We start from the raw sequence: 20,060 nt of genomic DNA, 5'->3' as shown, positions 1-20,060 counted from the left end.
CTAGCCTCATCAGCCCGGTCAATAGGTCTCGATGTGTAGCCGGCCTTGCTCTTTGAGCGAAGCACTCAGCGCGTTCCAGCCCATGCCAACGCGCATGGCGGTTTCGCGCAGCGCCATCACCACGCCCTCCTCCATGCCTTGACACCGCAGACATAGAAAAAGTGTCGCGGTCTTGCAGCTGCGGCACCAGATCGGCGAAGCGCTCGCGCATCGCGTCTTGAACATGGCACTTGGGCGCGCCGAGCTGGAGGCTGAATGCGGTGTAAACGGTGAAAGCCACGGGCGTGTTCAACAGCTGTGGCAAACCACGCATCGCCTACAGGTGCTAGACCGCTGAACAACAGACATCATCGCGTCGGGCAAGATCAGGTGAGGTCGAATGCGACGACCTCACCAATGCCACTCTCAAGACGGGCCAATCTTGACCCCGAATCCCGCCAGGGTTTCCAGCGCAATTCGCGCCACCGCCTGAATGTTCGGCCCGTCTTCTACTTAAAGCATGCGCTGCATGCATGTTCACGTGGCTGCTTTTTCCTGGGGTGCTGTTGGCTCACAAGCTGCTATGGCACTCATCAATTGACGCGGCAAGACTTCAGACTTGCGCAGAACCATGTCCACCAGTTGCATCTGCTCCGGCGATAATTCGGCGTTGCTCAAGACGACGACCCTTGCCTCCGGCTGTTGGGCGCGGATATCCGGCAAAAGATCCCAGCCGGATTCGTTGGGCAGTGTCAGGTCCAGAATCACCACATCGAACCGCTCGAGAGCGATGCGGGCTCGCCCTTCGCGCAGAGTAGTGGCCAACTCAAAGTTAAACCGTTGACCGGCCAGAGCACGCACCAGTTGATGCATTTCAAAGTCGTCCTCAATATGCAAAACCCGCGTCTGCGCGGTGTTCGAAGCTGCTGTCAACCGCTCCATCGATGCAAGGAGCTTTGACAGATCAACGGGTTTGGTCAGCCACTCCATGGCTGGCTGGGCTTCTCTGGAGATGGCTGAAATCACGACGACAGGCAAATGCCTGCGAGAAGAATCCGCGCGCAACAGTTCAATCAGCCGCAGGCCATCCATGTCGGGCAACAGCAGTTCCAGTGTTAAGGCGACGTAATCGTTGTGTTCCGCCAATTCAAACGCCTTCGCACCGGATTCGGCCATGTCTACCTCGTAGCCCGCCAGTTTGAGCGTGCGCGAGATCAGGGGAGCCATGTCGCCGTCTACCACCACCAGCACGCGCGGCAACTGGGTGCCAGATGGGGATAGCTCTATCGGCACGGGGCGCGACGTCGCTTCTGTCCAGAGTGGAAATTCAAAATAGAAGCAACTGCCGCGATCCGGCATCGACTCGAAGCCGATGTGCCCGCCCATGCGTTCCACCAGTTCGCGCGTGATGGCCAACCCCAACCCGGTACCGCCCTTCTGCCGACTGTCGGATGCATCGCCCTGCGAGAAACGCTGAAAAATCCGGTTGTGAAAATCGGGTGATATGCCGCTGCCTTGGTCCCGCACCTCTACCACCACTCCACCATGGCTATGCCGCACCGAAATGCGCACTTTAGATCCCGCAGGCGAAAACTTGGCGGCATTGGAAAGGAGGTTGGCCATCACTTGCTGCAGACGTTGCGCGTCCACCAAGACCCACGCGTTGTCGGCGGCCTGGCTAATCTCATAGCTCACTTGAAACTGACCGGCATACGTCTCGTTGTCGATCAGCGCCTGACGCACCAACGCCATCAGTTCATAAGGTTGCATGTCAAAGTTCAGCTTGCCGGCAACGAGCTTCTCCATGTCCAGCAAGTCGTTGATCAGGTAACTCAGCCGTTGGCAGTTCTTGTTCGCGATTTGCAGCATCTGGCCGGCCTGGGCGGGCATTTCGCCAAGTACACCACCCACGAGCAGGCCCAGCGACCCGCCGATGGCCGTCAGCGGAGTGCGCAATTCATGGCTCACCGTCGAGAGAAACTCCGACTTCACCCGATTGGCGCTTTCAGCTGCTTCCATGGTAATTTTCATTTCGCTGGTGAGTTGCACAAGGGCCTCTCGCTCCTGACTCAGTGCTTCGTCGCGGGACTGGATCTCGGCCAACATGTGGTTGAAATGGTCCACCAGTTCCGCGATTTCGTCGTTCCCGGCCTTGACAGCCCGAAGGGAATAGTCTTGCTCACGCGAAATCTGGTGAGCCACTCTCGTCAGCCCCAGGATGGGGTCGGTGATGATGCGACGCAAGCGCAACGCGAAGTACACGCACAGCGATGACAACGCTACGGCAATCAGCGCCATCAAGCCCATCTGCTCGATCAATTCGGCCCAGAGACGGTGCAATTCGACGTCAAGTTCAATGCGACCTATCGTGCGCCCGTTGTCTTGAATGCCCTGACTCACCGCCAGTTTGACGGGAAGGATGGCGGCTACGGCAGCCTCAGACAACGGGCCTCGGCCCTGTTGATCGCCGTGAAAATCTGCTTGAGCAAAGGTAACTCCTTGAGCATCCAGCAACCGGGCGAATTTTATGTCCGCTCGAACGCGCAATCCGTCCAGCGTCGCCCTGGCGCCCTGAGCGTCTCCGAAAGCCAGTGAAGCGCGGCTGTTTTCGCCAACAACCCTTGCTAGGGCTTCGAGTTGTTGCTGTGAATCCCGGTAGCGCGAAATGCCAGTTCCCACGGAAAAAACCAGGGCAATCATCACCACGGCTATCACAGTATTGACCGCCAACAGCAGCCCCAACTTCTGGACGATGGAAAGGTTGTTGGTGTTCACTGCAACACCTTTCCCGCCAGCTTCACCATCTGGCCGCTGAGGACCAGACCCGCACGCTGCACGGCCGCCAGGTTCACGTCAAAACGAAGGCGGGTTCCTTCGACGCGCAGCGCGATCATGCCGCCGTTCTGAGCGTAGTCTGGCAAATCAGCGATGGTGAGCGTGGGCGCGTTGCCCAAGATTCGCTGCACCGAATCCACCACCCCGGCATCGGATTTCGAGAGAAAGAGCACGTCGCACCCGCGCCACTCGCCTGAGGGCACGTTGTGACGAACGTCCAAAGTGCGCCCGTTGACCATTTGCCCTTTGAACTGCCCAAACTGCCAGTCCAGTGGCTGTGCCCCTTGTGTGCAAAACAGCAAGGTCTCGCGCGCATGAGGCCACTGCGTGAACTTCACGAAGTTGAAAACAAAGGCTACCTTGATCGCTTGCTCGCTGGTGGCCTGCGCGCCTGTGGGGCCAGCGAGCGCGAGCAGACACGCAGCGGCCAGCAGCCGCCAGGGCAGCAGCCAGCCTGCAGACCCAAGTCGGGGCATTTTCAGAATTTCCAGCGCGCCTGAACCAACACGCTTCGGGGCGTCAGGCTGGGCGTGACGTCGTCGCTCGCGTATTCCTGATGGCGTTTCTGCAGCAGACTGCGTCCTGTCACGCTCAACTCAAAATCTGCAGTGGGACGCCAGCCCAGACGCAGGTCCAGGCGGGTATAGCGAGGGACCTCCAAATACGGCAGGGCATCAGAGTAGTTCAGAAAGGCATCCAGTTCGATTTGATGGCTCAACCGGTGAGACGACTGCAATTGCGCCATGTTGGTGGGCGTGCTGCCAACACGCCCGAAGGCACTCAAACCCGTAAAGCCGGGCTTGTTGGTGAGGGACAACTGGGTGCGGCTGTAACTGGCTTTGAGGCGCCAGTCGGGCGTGGCCTGCCAGTTGCCCGATACCTCGAATCCATAGACCTTGCCCTTCAGGCCGTTGTCGAACCGTTGAACCGACAAGGGGTAAGGGACAAAGGCTGGTGCTTGCTGCTCATTCGAGATCAGGTTGTCATAGGTGTTGTAAAACGCCGCAGCGTCCACCGTCAACCGGGGACCAAATTGGCCGCGATAGCCGAGCTCCCTTGACACCATAGCTTGCGAATCGAGATCAGGATTGCCATAAATGCCCAAGACCGCCGTCGCAAACGGTGGATAGGGCCCGACCGCGTAATTCACCTGGCTGTCCAGCGTGGACCGCGTGGGCGTCTGCACGGCGCGCGAAAGCGAAGTCCAGAAAGTGTCGGTGGGTGATGCGTTCCACAGCAAGCGGGCACTGGGCTGGGGCTCCAGTCCGGTGACGTCGTTGTGCTCGAGCTTGCTGCCGAGTGTGAGGCGCCAAGCGTCGTCCAACTGGATTTCGTCTTGCAAAAACGCACTGTAAATCTGGCTCTTGGCCGCGTTCTTGGGAAAGCCAATGGTGAAACTGCCATTGACCTCGTCGGACACCTGGCGGTAACCCGCGCCCCAGGTCAGTTCTTGCGAAGGCGTCAGACGGAATCGGTGTTGCCAGTCCAGATCGGTGGTGTCCACGCGCGCATCGAAAGCCCTCTCAGTTGCGTCGGTTCGATCGAAGTAAGCCTGGAACTGCCAGTTTTGCGTGGCGTCCACATCGCGCACCCAACGGAACAGCAGATTGGCGCCCGACAGGTTCGAAGTGTCCGGCAGGTAGGCCGTGGTCGGCGGCACCATGGCGGTAAACAGCGAAGTGGACTGTGCCTTGGTGTCGTACACATCGCCCTGCAGGGTGATGGTGTCGCGCGCATCGGGCGTGAAGTCGGCACGGAAGCCGGCCCGCTTCTGGCGCCAGGCGTCGTGTGCGTCGGCGCCGGTCTCTGTTTCCATGTCTTGATGTTCGTCCGCCTTCGCATACAGGCGGAAGTGGCCGCTCTCACCCAGGCGACCGCCATGGCGCACGGAAACACCGCTCTCCAGGCTGCCGGCTTTGGTTTGTGCAACGGTGCCCTGCGTGTCCTGGGCATGTTTGGTGATGATATTGATGACACCGTTCATGGCGTTGGCGCCCCAGAGCGTGCCGCCGGGTCCCCGGATGATTTCAATGCGCTCCACGTCTTCGAGCATCACATCTTGAGCTTCCCACAAGGTACCACTGAGAAGGGGTGAATACAGGGTGCGGCCGTCTTGCAATACCAGCAGCTTGCCGCTGTAGCGGCTTCCGAAGCCCCGAATGCCCACTGCGTAGCGGCTGCCATCGATGCGCGACACCTGCACGCCCGGCACGGTGCGCAAGAGTTCGGGCACATTGGTGGCACCCGAGCGGCGAATTTCATCCTGGCCCAACACATAAATGGCGGTCGCGGCATCGGCCAGGCGCTGCGGCTTTTTGGCCGCCGAGCTGATCTCGATCACCATCAGCTCTTCCAGCGACATCCAGGTACCTGCGGTCGGCGTGGCGCCCCAGGCCGAGCCCGCCAGAACTAGCGAGAGCATGCCTGCGCAAGCTCGCCGCTGCGGGCTCAACTGAAGGGGGGGTGTCTGCAATCGGTGTGCGTCGCCGCCCCGGAAGCTGCGCGAGGTGTCGGCAAGGATTTTTGTGTTCATCGCTGGATGTCTGCAAGTGGTTTAGAAGGTGGCAGGCGCCGTGGATACAACCAATTTCCGCTATCGATACGTCATCAAGGCCGAAACCGATGGGCGTCAATGTGTGCTGGCTCAAAACCGATCATTCGAGGCAGTTCGCACGGTGCAGCCGTCTTGCGCCAGCGGGGCTGGCTACGACTGGCCGCCACAGCGCCCCAAGCGCCGGACGCCAACTGAACGGCCAGACAAGCGACCTGCATGCGGATCGGAGGTACGGCTTGGACTGAGCGCGCAGGGACGATGGGGCAGCATGAATGCACTCCTTTGAGCGAGAAGCACTTGCAAGCACATGTCTCGAAGATCAATGAGAGTATCGGAAGAAATACGAAGGACTTAAGCGGGAAATGGTGCGTGAACAACACCTATTTCGACCCACCAGAGCCAGTCTCAAGCTTGAAAGGCGCTCTCCCGTTGGCTAAAACCGGCCATGCCTACCCGGTTCAGCCCATCAAGGGATGATGTGCTCAGCGGCGACCTGCGGCAAGCCGAGCACCCGGTCAAACGCCCAAGTGAACACCACGGTGCACACGAGGAAAAACACCAATATCGCCATGTCCGCGATCAGCGCTTGCAACAGCGTAACCCCCGACCAAAGCGCCATCACCAGACCCGCTGGGAACACAGCAGATCAACCCATGAAAGGGAGGTCCGGCCGAGGCTTCCCGCCTATAGTTGCCCACAACCGAGCTTCACAAAGGCAGCTCTGACCTCTGGTCAAAATTCGATTGGCTGGTGGTCAAAATTGAATCGGCGCTAACCCCTGAGTTGGGAGCCCGGCGCTCCCCCCTGCCGTCAGGCGATCAGTAGGTCTCCAGATGCAAGCGACCTTCGCTCTTGAGCGAAGCGCTCAGGGCGTTCCAGCTCAGGCCCGCCTTGACGGCCACATCGCGCAGTGCGAGCACCACGCCTTCCTCCATGCTTTTCAAGCCACACACATAGAAGTAGGTGTTGCGGTCCTGCAGCAAGACAGCCAGATCGGCGGCGCGCTCGCGCATGGCATCCTGCACGTAACGCTTGGGAGCCCCAGGCGTTCGGCTGAAAGCGAAGTTGGTGTCGATGAAGTCTTTGGGCAGGCTTTGCAACGGCCCGAAATAAGGCAGTTCCTCCTGCGTTCGAGCCCCAAAAAAGAGCATCAGCTTGCCCGACTCGAACTTGCCCGAGGCGCGCAGGCGGCGGCGCCATTCCGTCATGGCTCGCATGGGCGCGCTGCCCGTGCCGGTACAAATCATCACGATATTGGAGCGCGGGTGGTTGGGCATCAGAAAGCTGGCGCCAAACGGGCCAATGACCTCGACCTTGTCGCCTACTTTCAAATCGCACATGAAGTTGCTTGCCACGCCTCGAACCGGCTGCCCCTGGTGGTCTTCAAGCACGCGCTTGATGGTCAGCGACAGGTTGTTGTAGCCCGGCCGCTCGCCGTTGCGCGGACTGGCAATGCTGTACTGACGAGCGAAGTGCGCTTTGCCTTTTTCATCGGTGCCGGGCGGCACCACGCCAATGCTTTGCCCTTCCAGCACCGGAAACGGCATCGATCCGAAGTCCAGCACCACGTGGTGGGTGTCGTATTCGTGACCCACTTCGGTCACGCGCACATTGCCCGTCACGGTGGCGGTGATGGTCTTCAGTGCGGCTTTGGGGCCATAAAGGTTGGTGTACACGTGGGCCGCGCTCCATGGCGGCAGCGTGGCGCCAAAGGCCGACGAGTTGAACACTTCTTCGCCTGACGACAGTGTCGCTGGCACCGGCACAGCAGCCTCGGCGTCAGGTGCCTCAACCTCGGCGTCGTCTCCGGCCATGGCGGCCAGTTCGGCGCTGGGAATTTCGCCAGGCAACTCGTCCCAGCCCAATTGCTCCTCAAGTGAATAGGCCTTGACGCGCAAAACCTTGCGGTAGTTGTCTATCGAACCGGTGGGGCATGGCGAAATGCAGTCGTTGCACCAGTTGCACTTGGTGGCGTCAACCACGTAGTTGCGCGAATCGTGCGTGATCGCCCCGACCGGGCAGATGGATTCGCAGGTATTGCAACGAATGCAAATCTCGGGGTCGATCAAATGCTGCTTGATCACAGCGGCTTCCATGGGGGCGTTCATCTGGTGTCTCCGTTGCTTCTTCGCGAAGGCTCTATTGTCTGGCTTCTGGTGACTTCGTGGCGGCGCATGGGCTGGGGTGATTGACCTCGTTCGCGCCCCCCGCCGGCTTTCGCCCGACGCCTCCTTGACCTCACTGCGTCAGTCACCCCAACCCATGCTCAAGAGCGTGCCCCGCAGAAGAGAAGAATCCACGTTCACTCTTCCGGCGTGCGTACCCAAACCCAGGATGCCGTGGGCCCGGGCTTCCCGGCCCGCAGGCATCGCCCCCTGGGGGGTGACGAGCCCTTGGGCGCGGCGCGGGGGGGGGGTCAACAGTTATCCGAACCTGACGTATTCAAAGTCCACCGGCTGGCGGTTGATACCCATGACCGGTGGCGCGATCCAGTTGGCGAATTTGCCTGGCTCAACCACCCGGCCCATGAGCGAACCCACGTAGGCGCGATCGGCGTCGCTGGGCAGCCATTCGTCTTTGCGCTGGCTCCACTCCTGCTCGCTCACCACGCGGCCATCGGGCGACACCTTGGCGCCCGACAGGGCACCGATGCTGCGGTGGAAAGCTTTGTGCGGCACTCTCAAACGGAAGTCGATACCGGCCTTCTCGATCAAGCGGTTCCAGCGGTCCACGCCACCCACACTGTCTTTGATGTAGTCGTCGCGCAGCACTTCGTTCAGGGCGTTGAGCATGGGCACCTCTTTTTCCACCAGCTTGCCGTCGACGATGTTGAGCACCTTGTAGGTATCGCCCTTGAGCAAATGGTCATCGTCGCGCTTGCCTTCTTCGTAGCGGCCTTTCAGACCGGTGGAATAGAAGGTGGCGGCATTGCTTGATTCATCGGCACCGAACAGGTCGATGGTCACGCTGAAATGGAAGTTGATGTAGCGCTGAAGGGTGGGCAGGTCGATCACACCGGCGGTGCGCAACTTGCCCACGTCGTCGGTCTTCAACTCATTCATGGCCGCGCAGGTTCGGCTGATCACACGGCCCACGCCGCTCTCGCCCACGAACATGTGGTGCGCTTCTTCGGTCAGCATGAACTTGGTCGTGCGCGCCAGTGGATCGAAGCTGGATTCGGCCAAAGCGCAGAGCTGAAACTTGCCGTCGCGGTCGGTGAAATAGGTGAACATGAAGAAACTCAGCCAATCGGGCGTCTTCTCGTTGAAGGCCTGCAGGATGCGCGGGTTGTCGGCGTTACCGCTGTTGCGCTCGAGCAGCGCCTCGGCTTCTTCCCGGCCGTCTTTGCCGAAATGCTTGTGCAGCAAATACACCATGGCCCACAGGTGGCGGCCTTCTTCCACGTTGACCTGGAACAGGTTGCGCAAGTCGTACTGGCTGGGCGCGGTGAGGCCCAGATGACGCTGTTGCTCCACCGATGCTGGCTCGGTATCGCCCTGGGTCACGATGATGCGGCGCAGGTTGGCGCGGTGTTCGCCTGGAATGTCTTGCCAGGCGTTTTCGCCTTTGTGGTCGCCGAAGTGGATCTTGCGGTCTTGCTCGCCCGGGTTCAGGAAAATGCCCCAGCGGTAGTCGGGCATCTTCACATGGCCAAACTGCGCCCAGCCTTGTGGGTCGACGCTGACCGCGGTGCGCAGGTAGACGTCAAAGTCTTGCGAGCCTTCTGGACCCATGTCCTGCCACCATTGCAGGTAGTTAGGCTGCCAGTGTTCAAGAGCGCGCTGCAAGGTGCGGTCTTCGCTCAGGTTGACGTTGTTGGGAATCTTGTCGCTGTAGTTGATGGCTGACATGCTGTTCTCCTGTTGGTGGATATGGAAGCGGTGGCGCGAAGATATTCAATACAAGGGCGCCGTGGAACCGGCTTTGCCGGGCCACCAGCGCCGTCCCCCTGAGGGGAAAGACGCGCGCAGCGCGGCGCAGCGGGGAGTCATACTCTGTTCATGTCGAATGCGGCTTTTTCGCCCTTGCCGTAAACCTTCAAGGCACCCTTCTCACCCACGGCGTTGGGGCGCTGGAAGATCCAGTTTTGCCAGGCCGTGAGGCGACCAAAGATGCGCGTAGCCATGTTTTCCTTCTGGGCAAAACGCAGGTTGGCTTCCAGGCCGGTGAGCGCATCGGGCGACATGGCGGCGCGCTCTTCCAGTGCGATACGGATTTCGTCGGTCCAGTCGATGTCATCAGGCGCAGCGGTGACCAGCCCCAGGTCGAATGCCGCGTCGGCGTCGAGCCCTTTGCCCACGGCTGAGCGAACCGCTTCCATGGGTGCCGCTTCTTCATAAAAACGGCGCTGCAGGCGCGACTGGTTGTTCACCATCGGTAACAAGCCCAGGTTGAACTCGCTCAACTGCATCTTGGGCGCCTTCTCCGGATCGTCGGGGAGCGCGAGCATGTAGGCCCGGTCTGCGCAAAATGCCAGTTCGGCCAGTGAACCCGAAAAACAGGAGCCTTCTTCAATCAAGGCAAACAGGCTGCGCGAAGACACATCGAGGCGGGCAAAGGTGCGACGCATCAGACCGATGGTTTCATTGACCAGCCAGTGGCCCTTGTTCGCCAGCATCAAGGCATCGTTGAGCAAAACAGCGGTCGCATCGCCTTCGGTCTTGAGCAACCAGGTGCCCATGTCCAGCTCGTTGGTGCGCAGGCACAGGATCGCGTCGTCCAGTTCACGCGCCATTTGCAGCGGGTACCAGGCGGCACCTGCGGCTTCGATGCCGGCGATGTCGGTGGGCTGTGCGCCTGTTGGCGCCTTGACGGTGATCGTGACATTGCGGTTGGCGCGGTCGATGGCCACGTTGACATGCTGATAGGCAATGCCGTCGGCGCTGTCGGTGCGCTCGAGGCGGGGCAAGGCCACGCCCTTGCCATCGGCTGGGCGCGTGCTCTTTTCAGCCAGCTGCATGGCGCGCTCTTGAACAGCGGCAGCGAACTGCTGCGGCTTGACAACCGCATCAACCAGCCGCCAGTCCACGGCTTTCTTGCCACGCACGCCTTCGCTGGTGGTGCAAAAGATATCGGCCAGATCATGGCGAACATGGCGTTTGTCGGTCACTCGGGTCAGACCACCGGTACCCGGCAACACGCCGAGCAACGGCACTTCGGGCAGGCTCACGGCAGAGGAACGGTCATCCACCAGCAAAATCTCATCGCAGGCCAGGGCCAACTCATACCCACCACCCGCGCAAGCCCCGTTGAGAGCGGCCAGGAATTTCAGCCCCGAATGTGCGCTGCTGTCTTCGATGCCGTTGCGGGTCTCGTTGGTGAATTTGCAGAAGTTCACTTTCCATGCATGGGTCGACAGACCCAGCATGAAAATGTTCGCACCCGAACAGAACACGCGGTCCTTCAGGCTGGTGACCACCACGGTGCGCACCGCAGGGTGTTCAAACCGCACCCGGTTGAGCGCGTCGTGCAGTTCGATGTCCACACCGAGGTCGTAGCTGTTGAGCTTCAATTTGTAGCCGGGTCGGATGCCGGCGTCTTCATTGATGTCCACAGCCAGCGTGGCCACGGCGCCATCGACACTGAGCTTCCAGTGCTGGTACTGGCTGGGGTTGGTGCGGTAATCGACGCTATTGGGGTTGGCACTGGCAGTCATATCGGTCTCCATGGGTCAGCTGGGCTGCGGCTCCCGACCGAAAAACCGGTCAGGCGATCTGGTCACATGAATAATAATTCATATTTTTATGAAACGTGCATTTTTATGCATCTCCGACAAAATCAGTCAACTTTTCCCGAACAAGGGATCGCAAGCCCTCAAATGCGCCTTCGACGCTGTGTCCACTGGTATTGAATGCCAGGTCGGCCTTGGCATAAAACGCCGATCGCCCGGCCAGAATGCGTTTCAGATCGTCCATGGCCTCGCGGCTGGCAGCCATCGGACGCATATCGCCCTGCGCTGCGACCCGCGCCATGTGATCGGCCGGATCGGCTTGCAGCCAGACGGTCGTGCAATGGGTGAGCATCAGGTTGAAGTTGGCCGCGTCGGACACCAGCCCACCCGGCGTGGCGATCACCACCTCGGGATATATCTGAATGGCCTCTTCCAGCGCCCGTCGCTCATAGCGCCGGTAGGCAGGCGTGCCATACAGTGCATGGATTTCATTGATGCTGCAACCCGCAAACTGTTCGATCTGACGGCTCAGTTCAATAAACGGAAACCCCAGGTCATCGGCCAACCGCTGACCCAGCGTGGATTTGCCTGCGCCACGCAAGCCCACCAAAGCCACGCGCGCACGGCGGTTTTCACCGCCCGCATCAACCAGCCCTGCGCCATCGAGCAACGCCCCGATCGCCACGCGCGCGCGCCGCAAGTCGGCATCGCTGCGGTTTTCAAGCAGCTCCCTTATGAGCAACCATTCGGGAGACGAGGTGGTCACATCGCCCAGCAACTCGGACAAGGAACAGTGCAGCGCCTGCGATACCTGCAACAACACCAGAATTGATGCGTTGCCGGTGCCGTATTCGAGATTGGCCAAATGGCGCTCCGACACCTCGGCCGCCAGAGCGACGGCCTTGCGCGTCATGCCACGGCGCGAGCGCAAGGTGCGCACCCGGTCGCCCAGCGCGACCAAGAACGGGTTGCGCTCTGCGTCATCGGTGGATGGATCGGCGGCCGAGACGGCAACAGTGGGATCCATAACGGCAGGGTCTTTCATGGGGGTCGCAATAAAGGGAAAACCCTAGGGGGACTTGTTTTGCTTTAAAACATGCACTTTAATGCATGAAGTGCAATGCGCAGAATAGTGCATTTATAGCGCGATTCGCCTGAAGCGAAAAGCCCAGCCCCTCCTCGCCCTCCCGGCGCCAACGGAAACGCTCATGAACAACCACCCTCTTCTGCCCAACCACTTCGCCGGTCGCTGGCAAACCGCCACCGACGAAGGCACCACCCTGTTCGACCCGGTACTCGGTACACCGCTGGTCCGCGTGGGTCGAGCAGGCCTGGATCTCGCCGAAGGCTTCACCTACGCTCGCGAACAAGGAGGCGCAGCCCTGCGTGCCCTCAACTACAAGCAGCGCGCTGCCTTGCTGACCGACGTGGTGAAGGTCCTTCAGGCGAACCGCGACGCCTACTACGAGATCGCCACGGCCAACTGCGGCACGGTCACCCGGGACTCCGCAGTCGACATCGACGGCGCCATCTTCACCCTGGGCTACTACGCCAAACAAGGCGATGCCCTGGGCGAAGCCCACTGCCTGCTCGATGGCGAGCGCATCCGCATGGCCAAAGACCCGGTCTTCCAGACGCAACACGTTATGAACCCCACGCGGGGGGTGGCGCTTTTCATCAACGCCTTCAATTTCCCGAGTTGGGGTTTGTGGGAAAAAGCCGCTCCAGCCTTGCTCTCGGGCGTGCCAGTGATCGTCAAACCGGCCACAGCCACGGCCTGGCTCACCCAGCGCATGGTGAAAGATGTGGTCGACGCCGGCGTGTTGCCCGCGGGGGCACTGTCCATCGTCTGCGGGTCATCTGCCGGGCTGATGGACCAGTTGAAGCCATTTGATGTGGTGAGCTTCACCGGCTCTGCAGAGACCGCAAGGATCATCCGCAGCCACCCGGCCATAGCGGAAAGATCGGTTCGCTGCAACATCGAGGCCGACAGCCTGAACAGTGCCCTGCTCGACCCCACCGCCACGGATGGCGACGAGGCCTTCCATCTGCTGGTGAGCGAAGTGGTGCGCGAAATGACCGTCAAGAGCGGCCAGAAATGCACCGCCATTCGCCGGATTTTCGTGCCGCGTGCGCTGTACGAACCGGCCGCAAAGGCCATCGCCGCCAAACTGTCCAAATGCACTGTCGGCAACCCCCGCAATGAAGGCGTACGGATGGGTGCCCTTGTGAGCCGCGAACAATTCGACGGGGTCACATCCGGCATTGCCCACCTGAAGACGGAGGCCGAGGTTTTGTACGACGGCCAGCCGACCCCCCTGGTCGATGCAGACGCCAATGTGGCTGCCTGCGTATCGCCTGTGTTGCTGGGCTCGCGCGACCCGGAGAGTGCCAAGGTGTTGCATGCTGTGGAGGTGTTCGGACCGGTTGCCACGCTGATGGCCTACGACAATGAAGAACAGGCCTATGCGCTGGTTCGCAGAGGGGAAGGGTCGCTGGTCTGCTCGCTCTACAGCAGCGACCCCGCGTTCTGCGCCAGGGCCACGCTGGCGCTGGCCGACAGCCATGGCCGCGTGCATGCAATTTCGCCCGACGTGGCCGCGGTTCAAAGTGGCCACGGCAATGTGATGCCCATGAGCCTGCATGGCGGACCAGGCCGCGCGGGCGGCGGTGAAGAACTGGGCGGCTTGCGTGCGCTGAATTTCTATCACCGCCGGAGCGCCGTGCAGGCAAGCACGGCAGCACTGGACATACTGGCCCAAAGCGCCTCACCATTCCAGCCTTGAACACACCCGGCCAAGCACGAGGAGACACCCCATGAGCGACAACACCGCCACCCCACCCGAGCATTTCAACTTCGCTCGCCACCTGACAGAGGTCAACGCCAACCGTTCTGGCAAAACCGCCCTGATTGACGATGCCGGCAGCATGACCTATGGTCAGTTGACAGAAAACGTTCAGCGCATGTCGGCCGCTCTGAGCGCCCTGGGGCTGCGGCGCGAAGACCGGGTGCTGCTGCTGATGCACGATTGCAGCGACTGGGTGGTGAGCTTTCTGGGCGCCCTACACGCCGGTGTTGTGCCGGTTTGTGTGAACACACTGCTCACCACAGAAGACTATGGCTACATGCTCGCCAACAGCCGCGCCCAGGCGGCCCTGGTGTCCGCGGCATTGTTGCCCGCGTTGCAAGCGGCGATGGCCAGCAGCGCCAACGATGTACGGCACGTGATCGTCTCGCGGCCCACCGAGACATTGCCCGGACACGCCCTTGACCTCGCTCAATTGCTGACGGTCCACGCCCCCGGGCCCTGCGCCCACACCCACGGTGATGAACCCGCCTTCTGGCTCTATTCGAGTGGCTCCACTGGAGCGCCCAAAGGCACGGTACACACCCAAACCAGCCTCTACTGGACGGCCGAACTGTATGGCAAAGGCGTGCTCGACCTGCGCGAAAGCGACACGGTGTTTTCGGCTGCCAAGCTGTTCTTCGCCTACGGCCTGGGCAATGCGCTGTCGTTCCCGCTGAGCGTGGGCGCCACCGTGGTGTTGATGGCCGAGCGCCCCACACCACAAGCGACGTTCAAGCGCCTGGTGGAACAACAGCCCACCGTTTTCTACGGTGCACCCACGGGCTACGGCGGCATGCTGGCCAGCCCTGACCTGCCAGAAAAGGCCCAGGTGGCGCTACGCCTGTGCTCATCGGCCGGTGAAGCCTTGCCGCGTGACATTGGCGAGCGATGGACCGCGCGCTTTGGTTGCGAAATCATCGATGGCATTGGCAGCACAGAAATGCTGCATGTCTTCCTGTCCAACCGCCCGGGTGATGTGCGCTACGGAACCACCGGCAAGGCCGTACCCGGTTACGAGGTGCAATTGCGCGATGAAGACGGCAAGGTGATCCACGGCGCCAACCAGATCGGCGATCTCTACATCGCCGGGCCCAGCGCTGCCCTGCTCTACTGGAACAACCGGGCCAAGTCGCGCGAAACCTTTCAAGGCCCCTGGACCAAGAGCGGTGACAAATACACCCGCGATCCCGACGGCTACTACACCTACGCAGGCCGCAACGACGACATGTTGAAGGTCAGCGGCATCTACGTGAGCCCTTTTGAAGTGGAGGCCACGCTGGTGCAACATCCGGCTGTGCTGGAAGTGGCGGTGATCGGCAAACAAGATGCCGAGGGCTTGACCAAAACCAAAGCCTATGTGGTGTTGAAGTCGGGCGCACAAGCCACCGAGCAAGAGCTGCAGGCTTTTGTGAAAGAAAAGCTGGCCCCTTACAAATACCCCCGGTTCATTGAGTTCGTGACCGAACTGCCCAAAACCGCCACGGGCAAGATTCAGCGCTTCAAGCTGCGCGAACTGGAAACACAGCGCCAGTTTGGGGCCTGAGGCCTGGCTGCGCTCAGCTTTTGAGCGCAGCGCCCGGCAAGCCAAATACCCGGTCGAACACCCAGGTGAACACCACCGTGTACACCAGAAAGAACACCAGGATTCCGATGTCGGCCACGAAGGCTTCCCACAATGAAACACCCAGCCACAGGGCCATCACCGGCACCAGAATAAGCGCCAGACCACCCTCAAACAGGGCTCCATGTGCCGCGCGCCGAGCCCATGAACGGCCCTTGACCGTCTGGCGCGCCTCCCATCGTTCAAACAGCGCATTGAATCCGTAGTTCCAGGCCAGCGCGATCAACGACATGGTCAGTGTCAGGCCCAGAGCCGACAGGGGCGCCTGGCCATACACGAGACTCAAGACCGGTGCCACAAACCCCACCGCCAAGGCTTCGTAGAGAACGGCTTGAACGATTCGGCGGGTGCGGGGTGCGAGTTTCATGGACTGGCGATTGTGCCTTGCGACGCCAACGCGTCACGCGAGGACCCGCAAGGCCCCTAAGATTGAATACCTTAGAGACCCTCGCCAACCCCTTTGCGGAGCCGCCATGCCAAACCACACGCCAGTCGCCAGCCTGTCTCCCAATGAGCCCGACAACCTGGGCTTGAGTTCGCTGCGCACACAGCGCCTGATGGACGTGTTGCAGCGCGAGGTGGACCGGGGCTACATTCCAGGCGCGGTGGTGATGCTGGCGCGCCATGGCTCGGTTGCCTTGCACGCGGCCGTGGGCCAGAGCGACCCCGCAGCCTGTGTGCCCATGCGAACCAGCGATATCTTCCGCATCTACTCCATGACCAAGCCCGTGGTGTCGGTCGCCGCGATGATGCTGGTTGAACAGGGCCGGGTCATGCTCAACGAGCCGGTGGCCACCTACCTGCCCGAATTCGCCAACCAACAGCTGGCGGTGGAAACGCCCCAGGGTGTGGAACTGCACCCCGTGAGCCAGTCCGCCACGGTACAAGACCTGTTGCGCCACACCGCCGGTCTGACCTATGAGTTCATGGGCACGGCCCACGTTCAGCGCCTCTATGCCAAAGCCCAGATCGGCAGCCGCGCGCGCAGCAATGCCGAGTTCAGCCAAACCCTCGCACCCATGCCCTTGTTGCATGCCCCGGGCACCCAATGGGCCTACAGTCGAGCCACCGATGTGCTGGGCCGGCTGGTTGAAGTGATCACAGGCCAGTCACTGGGCGTGCACCTGAAGCAGACGGTCTTTGATCCGCTGGGCATGGTCGATACGGGGTTCTCGGTACCCGAAGAAGACCACCACCGCATCGCTGAACCCTTCGCCCACGACCCCGATGGCGGCATCCCTTTGCGCGTGCTCAACCCGCGTGAAGTACCCGCCATGGAAGCCGGCGGCGGCGGTCTGATGTCCACAACGAGCGACTATGCGCGCTTCCTGCAATGTTTGCTCAACCGCGGCGAACTCGACGGCACGCGCCTGCTCGGTTCGCACACCGTCGACTTCATGACGGCTGACCACCTTGGCGACATTCCCAGCAAGGAAGACCTGCTGCCTCCTGGCCATGGCTTTGGCCTGGGTTTTGCCGTTCGCACCCAGCTGGGCGTGTCCACCATGCCGGGATCGGTCGGTACCTACCACTGGGGGGTATTGCGGGAACCACGTTCTTTGTGGATCCCGTCGAAGATTTCTTCGGCATTCTCATGACGCAGGCGCCCAACCAGCGCGACCCGATTCGAAACCTGTTTCGCAACCTGGCCTATGCCACGCTGGTTGACTAGGGCTTGCCCGGACTGCTTTTTCCGGGAGCAACCGGGGTGAAAAGGCCCTAAGTCCTGACCGGAGACCGCCAGCGAAAAAACATCGGGTAAACCTTTTCGACCACCGGCCCGTTGAAGTCCCAGGCCAGGCACTGGCCCAGATGCATGGGGGGCCGGCCATCGGGTGGCAGGGCGAAAGAGGCCGAACGCGTTTGAAAAGCCGCCGTGGCGAGGTTGAACAACAGCTCTCGCAAATGGGTGCAGCCCTCAATGCCGCCCAAATGGCGCTCAATGGTTTTGCGCCACCCACGCCCCAGCGTTTCGCCAACCAGTCGCTGCATGGGCGCCTGAGCCTGCGGGCAAGGCTGATGAGGAAAGGCATCCATGGCTACCACGATCGCCTGAATGACAAAGGCATCGTTCAGCGTGACACGGATGTGCATGTGGTGAATGGGCTCGTTCGGCGCCCACTCGCGCTCACCTTCAATCACCATGGCGTGTGGCTTGGTATCGAGCATCTCGCCCTCGATGTCCCACAGGCCGTCCTCACGTTGAAACCCGCGGTATTCAACGCGCCGGGTGTGCATGGGTTTGCGAGGTTGGGGGGCTGGCAATGGCAAGGTGTGACCTGTCGGTTGTAGGGAAAGGTCCTGATTTTCCCCGAAGTGCTTGATGGTCCCTGCATCAAAGGCGACGAACAAGGGATCTGCGATCCCTCAAATGCATGCTTTGATTCCCCTTCCTATGCCCAATACTGGGGTATTCATCGGTCAGAATCGGACAACCGTGCCTCTGATGCAACCCGTCCGCACGGAACCTACCCAGCAGTTTCCAGGAGTATTGAGTGCCACCCCACGACGACCCGGCGCAAGCGGTCCAGGTCACACCGCTTCAAACCATGGCACACGAGCTGCCTGGCGCGTTCTTTCACTATGTGCGTGATGGGCTGGGGAACGAGCGTATTTCCCGGATGAGTGGCGGTTGCACTGCGCTGTGGGAGGTGAGCAACCAATCCATCGAAAGAGACACGGCCGCCTTGTGGGCACTGGTCGACCCCCGCGATATGGAGCCCTTTCGCGCATCCATCGAACAATCCGCCTCCAGCCTCAAAGACTGGGCCTATGAATGGCGCATCACCACACCCTCCGGTAAACCCAAGTGGCTGCACGGCGTTGGTCGACCCGAGCGCCTGCCGCAGGGCGCCGTCGGCTGGAACGTCCTCATCATTGACATCACCCAGAGCCGGCGCGTCGACACCAGCCTGCGTGACAACAACGAGCGCTTTCGCCAGATGCTCGACGGTCTCTCCAACGTGTCGGTTCAAGGCTACGGGATGGACCTCACCACACGTTACTGGAACAAAGCCTCGGAGCGCATTTATGGCTACACGGCAAAAGAGGCCATTGGCAAGAATCTGCTTGATTTGATCATTCCCGAAGACATGCACGACGGCGTGCTGGCCGAGGTCGCCCGCATGATTCAAACGGGCAAAGCCATTCCGGAAGGCGACCTCACATTGGTGCGCAAAGATGGCACGGCCATCAACGTTTTTTCCAGCCATGCCTTCGTCGAAATGCCTGGCTACGAGCCAGAGCTGTATTGCATCGACTTTGACATCACCGAACGGCGGGAAGCCGAGGCCCTGCGAGCCCAGCTCGATGCCAAGACCGGCGAAGGGCAAAAGATGGAGGCCCTGGGCACCCTGGCAGGCGGCGTGGCCCACGACTTCAACAACATCGTGGCCGCCATTTCAGGCAACGTGGCCCTGGCGCTGGACGACCTGGACCCAAGCCATCCGGCGCGCACCAGCGTTCTCGAAATCCGGACCGCCAGCCGAAGGGCCAAAGAACTCGTTCAGCAAATTCTGGCCTTCAGTCGCCGCCAGCAGGTTCAACGCAAGAGCATGCGATTGAAGAGCATGCTGGAGGAAACCGCCAAGATGGTGCGCACCAACATGCCCGCAGGCTTCGACATGCAGGTGCGCTGCGAATCCCAGACGCCACGTGTCATGGCCGACGCCACCAAGATCGAGCAGGTGCTGCTCAACCTGCTGACCAACGCATGGCAGGCCGTACCATCCGGGCGCCTCGGCGTTGTCAGCGTGTCACTCGAGACCTACCATGGCCTGCCGCCCAATACCGATGCGAAGGTATTGGCAAGCCTGAACCTGGAAGAAGCGCAAACCCGCACATGGGCGCGCATCACGGTGAGTGACAACGGCGAGGGCATGAGCAAAGCCACCCGAACACGCATCTTCGAACCATTTTTCACCACCAAACGGCCCGGCCTGGGCACGGGACTGGGACTGGCTGTGGTGCACGGCATTCTGGCGGAACACCAGGCCATTCTGGATGTGCAGAGCACCGTAGGGCAAGGCTCCTCCTTTTCGGTGTATTTTCCGGCCGACATCGACGATGCCGACGCCATGGTCAGCGCACCGGCAGCGCTGATGACCGACCTCGGCCCGCTGGAGCAGATTGGCGATTTTCGTGATCCCAACACGACACAGGCGCACATCATGTATGTCGATGACGACGAACTCATGACCTCGTTGATGCAGCGGCTGATGGAAAAACGCGCCTATCGCATCAGCATTTTCAGCAACGCCAACAGCGCCTTGCGGGAATTTTGCAAGGCGCCTGAGCTGTTTGATCTGGTGATCACCGACTACAACATGCACGCCTTCAACGGCCTTGAGTTTGCTCGCGCCGTCAAAGCGCGCTCACCCTCAACCCCTGTGGCGATCGCTTCCGGCAACCTGTCGGACACCCTGCGCTACGAGGCAGCAAAGGTCGGCGTGGATGAGCTGATACACAAGCCCGACAAGGTTCAAGACATCCTGATCACCATTGACCGTCTGGCGAAAAACATGCCTGGCAAGGCAGCACCCTTCAACTGAC

14 protein-coding genes are annotated in these 20,060 nt (G+C 60.8%); 4 read left to right on the top strand and 10 right to left on the bottom strand.

The window, feature by feature from the left end:
* Nucleotides 1-516 precede the first annotated feature (516 nt).
* From LPB072_RS05910 to LPB072_RS05880, 8 genes are all read right to left on the bottom strand, one after another.
* Entirely contained in the window at nt 517-2,754 is a 2,238-nt protein-coding gene (locus tag LPB072_RS05910) for an ATP-binding protein (protein ID WP_066088756.1), read from the bottom strand.
* Nucleotides 2,751-3,290 (bottom strand): YfiR family protein, encoded by a 540-nt coding sequence (locus tag LPB072_RS05905; protein ID WP_066088753.1) that lies wholly within the window; start codon nt 3,288-3,290, stop codon nt 2,751-2,753. The genes LPB072_RS05910 and LPB072_RS05905 overlap by 4 nt, the downstream gene beginning before the upstream one ends.
* 2 nt (nt 3,291-3,292) lie before the next feature.
* The gene (locus LPB072_RS05900; RefSeq protein ID WP_066088750.1) at nt 3,293-5,347 is read right to left on the bottom strand and encodes a TonB-dependent receptor plug domain-containing protein; all 2,055 of its coding nucleotides are present in this window, start codon (nt 5,345-5,347) and stop codon (nt 3,293-3,295) included.
* Nucleotides 5,348-5,834: 487 nt separating this feature from the next.
* Complete coding sequence (locus tag LPB072_RS23065) at nt 5,835-6,008, bottom strand: chlorhexidine efflux transporter (protein WP_231943438.1); 174 nt, start codon at nt 6,006-6,008, stop codon at nt 5,835-5,837.
* Between the two features lie 178 nt (nt 6,009-6,186).
* Complete coding sequence (gene boxA, locus LPB072_RS05895) at nt 6,187-7,476, bottom strand: benzoyl-CoA 2,3-epoxidase subunit BoxA (protein WP_407927785.1); 1,290 nt, start codon at nt 7,474-7,476, stop codon at nt 6,187-6,189.
* Between the two features lie 315 nt (nt 7,477-7,791).
* Entirely contained in the window at nt 7,792-9,219 is a 1,428-nt protein-coding gene (gene boxB / locus LPB072_RS05890) for a benzoyl-CoA 2,3-epoxidase subunit BoxB (RefSeq protein ID WP_066088747.1), read from the bottom strand.
* A gap of 137 nt (nt 9,220-9,356) precedes the next feature.
* Nucleotides 9,357-11,024, bottom strand: coding sequence for a 2,3-epoxybenzoyl-CoA dihydrolase (boxC, locus tag LPB072_RS05885; protein ID WP_066088848.1), 1,668 nt, complete (start codon nt 11,022-11,024; stop codon nt 9,357-9,359).
* A 103-nt stretch (nt 11,025-11,127) separates the two neighbouring features.
* Complete coding sequence (locus LPB072_RS05880; RefSeq protein WP_197508910.1) at nt 11,128-12,066, bottom strand: helix-turn-helix transcriptional regulator; 939 nt, start codon at nt 12,064-12,066, stop codon at nt 11,128-11,130.
* Nucleotides 12,067-12,247: 181 nt separating this feature from the next.
* On the opposite strand from LPB072_RS05880, the gene LPB072_RS05875 reads away from it, so the two are divergent.
* Entirely contained in the window at nt 12,248-13,825 is a 1,578-nt protein-coding gene (locus LPB072_RS05875) for a 3,4-dehydroadipyl-CoA semialdehyde dehydrogenase (RefSeq protein ID WP_066088742.1), read from the top strand.
* Between the two features lie 31 nt (nt 13,826-13,856).
* Nucleotides 13,857-15,431 carry a benzoate-CoA ligase family protein gene (locus LPB072_RS05870; protein ID WP_066088739.1) on the top strand — a complete coding sequence of 525 codons (1,575 nt, stop codon included), beginning with the start codon at nt 13,857-13,859 and terminating at the stop codon, nt 15,429-15,431.
* A gap of 13 nt (nt 15,432-15,444) precedes the next feature.
* Here the strand turns inward: LPB072_RS05870 and LPB072_RS05865 are convergent, their stop codons facing one another.
* A complete protein-coding gene (locus tag LPB072_RS05865; protein ID WP_066088737.1) occupies nt 15,445-15,876 on the bottom strand; it encodes a PACE efflux transporter in 432 nt (143 codons plus the stop codon).
* A 106-nt stretch (nt 15,877-15,982) separates the two neighbouring features.
* On the opposite strand from LPB072_RS05865, the gene LPB072_RS05860 reads away from it, so the two are divergent.
* On the top strand, nt 15,983-17,107 hold the full coding sequence (locus LPB072_RS05860; RefSeq protein WP_331245835.1) for a serine hydrolase domain-containing protein: 1,125 nt from the start codon (nt 15,983-15,985) through the stop codon (nt 17,105-17,107).
* 121 nt (nt 17,108-17,228) lie between these two features.
* Here the strand turns inward: LPB072_RS05860 and LPB072_RS05855 are convergent, their stop codons facing one another.
* Nucleotides 17,229-17,747 carry a DUF2889 domain-containing protein gene (locus tag LPB072_RS05855; protein ID WP_231943437.1) on the bottom strand — a complete coding sequence of 173 codons (519 nt, stop codon included), beginning with the start codon at nt 17,745-17,747 and terminating at the stop codon, nt 17,229-17,231.
* A gap of 257 nt (nt 17,748-18,004) precedes the next feature.
* Here LPB072_RS05855 and LPB072_RS05850 point away from each other — a divergent pair, with 257 nt between their 5' ends.
* A complete protein-coding gene (locus tag LPB072_RS05850; RefSeq protein WP_066088731.1) occupies nt 18,005-20,059 on the top strand; it encodes a hybrid sensor histidine kinase/response regulator in 2,055 nt (684 codons plus the stop codon).
* Nucleotide 20,060: the final 1 nt, after the last annotated feature.

Source organism: Hydrogenophaga crassostreae, from assembly GCF_001761385.1.
Classification (GTDB): domain Bacteria; phylum Pseudomonadota; class Gammaproteobacteria; order Burkholderiales; family Burkholderiaceae_C; genus Hydrogenophaga; species Hydrogenophaga crassostreae.
This window is presented reverse-complemented; position numbering and strand designations above follow the sequence as displayed.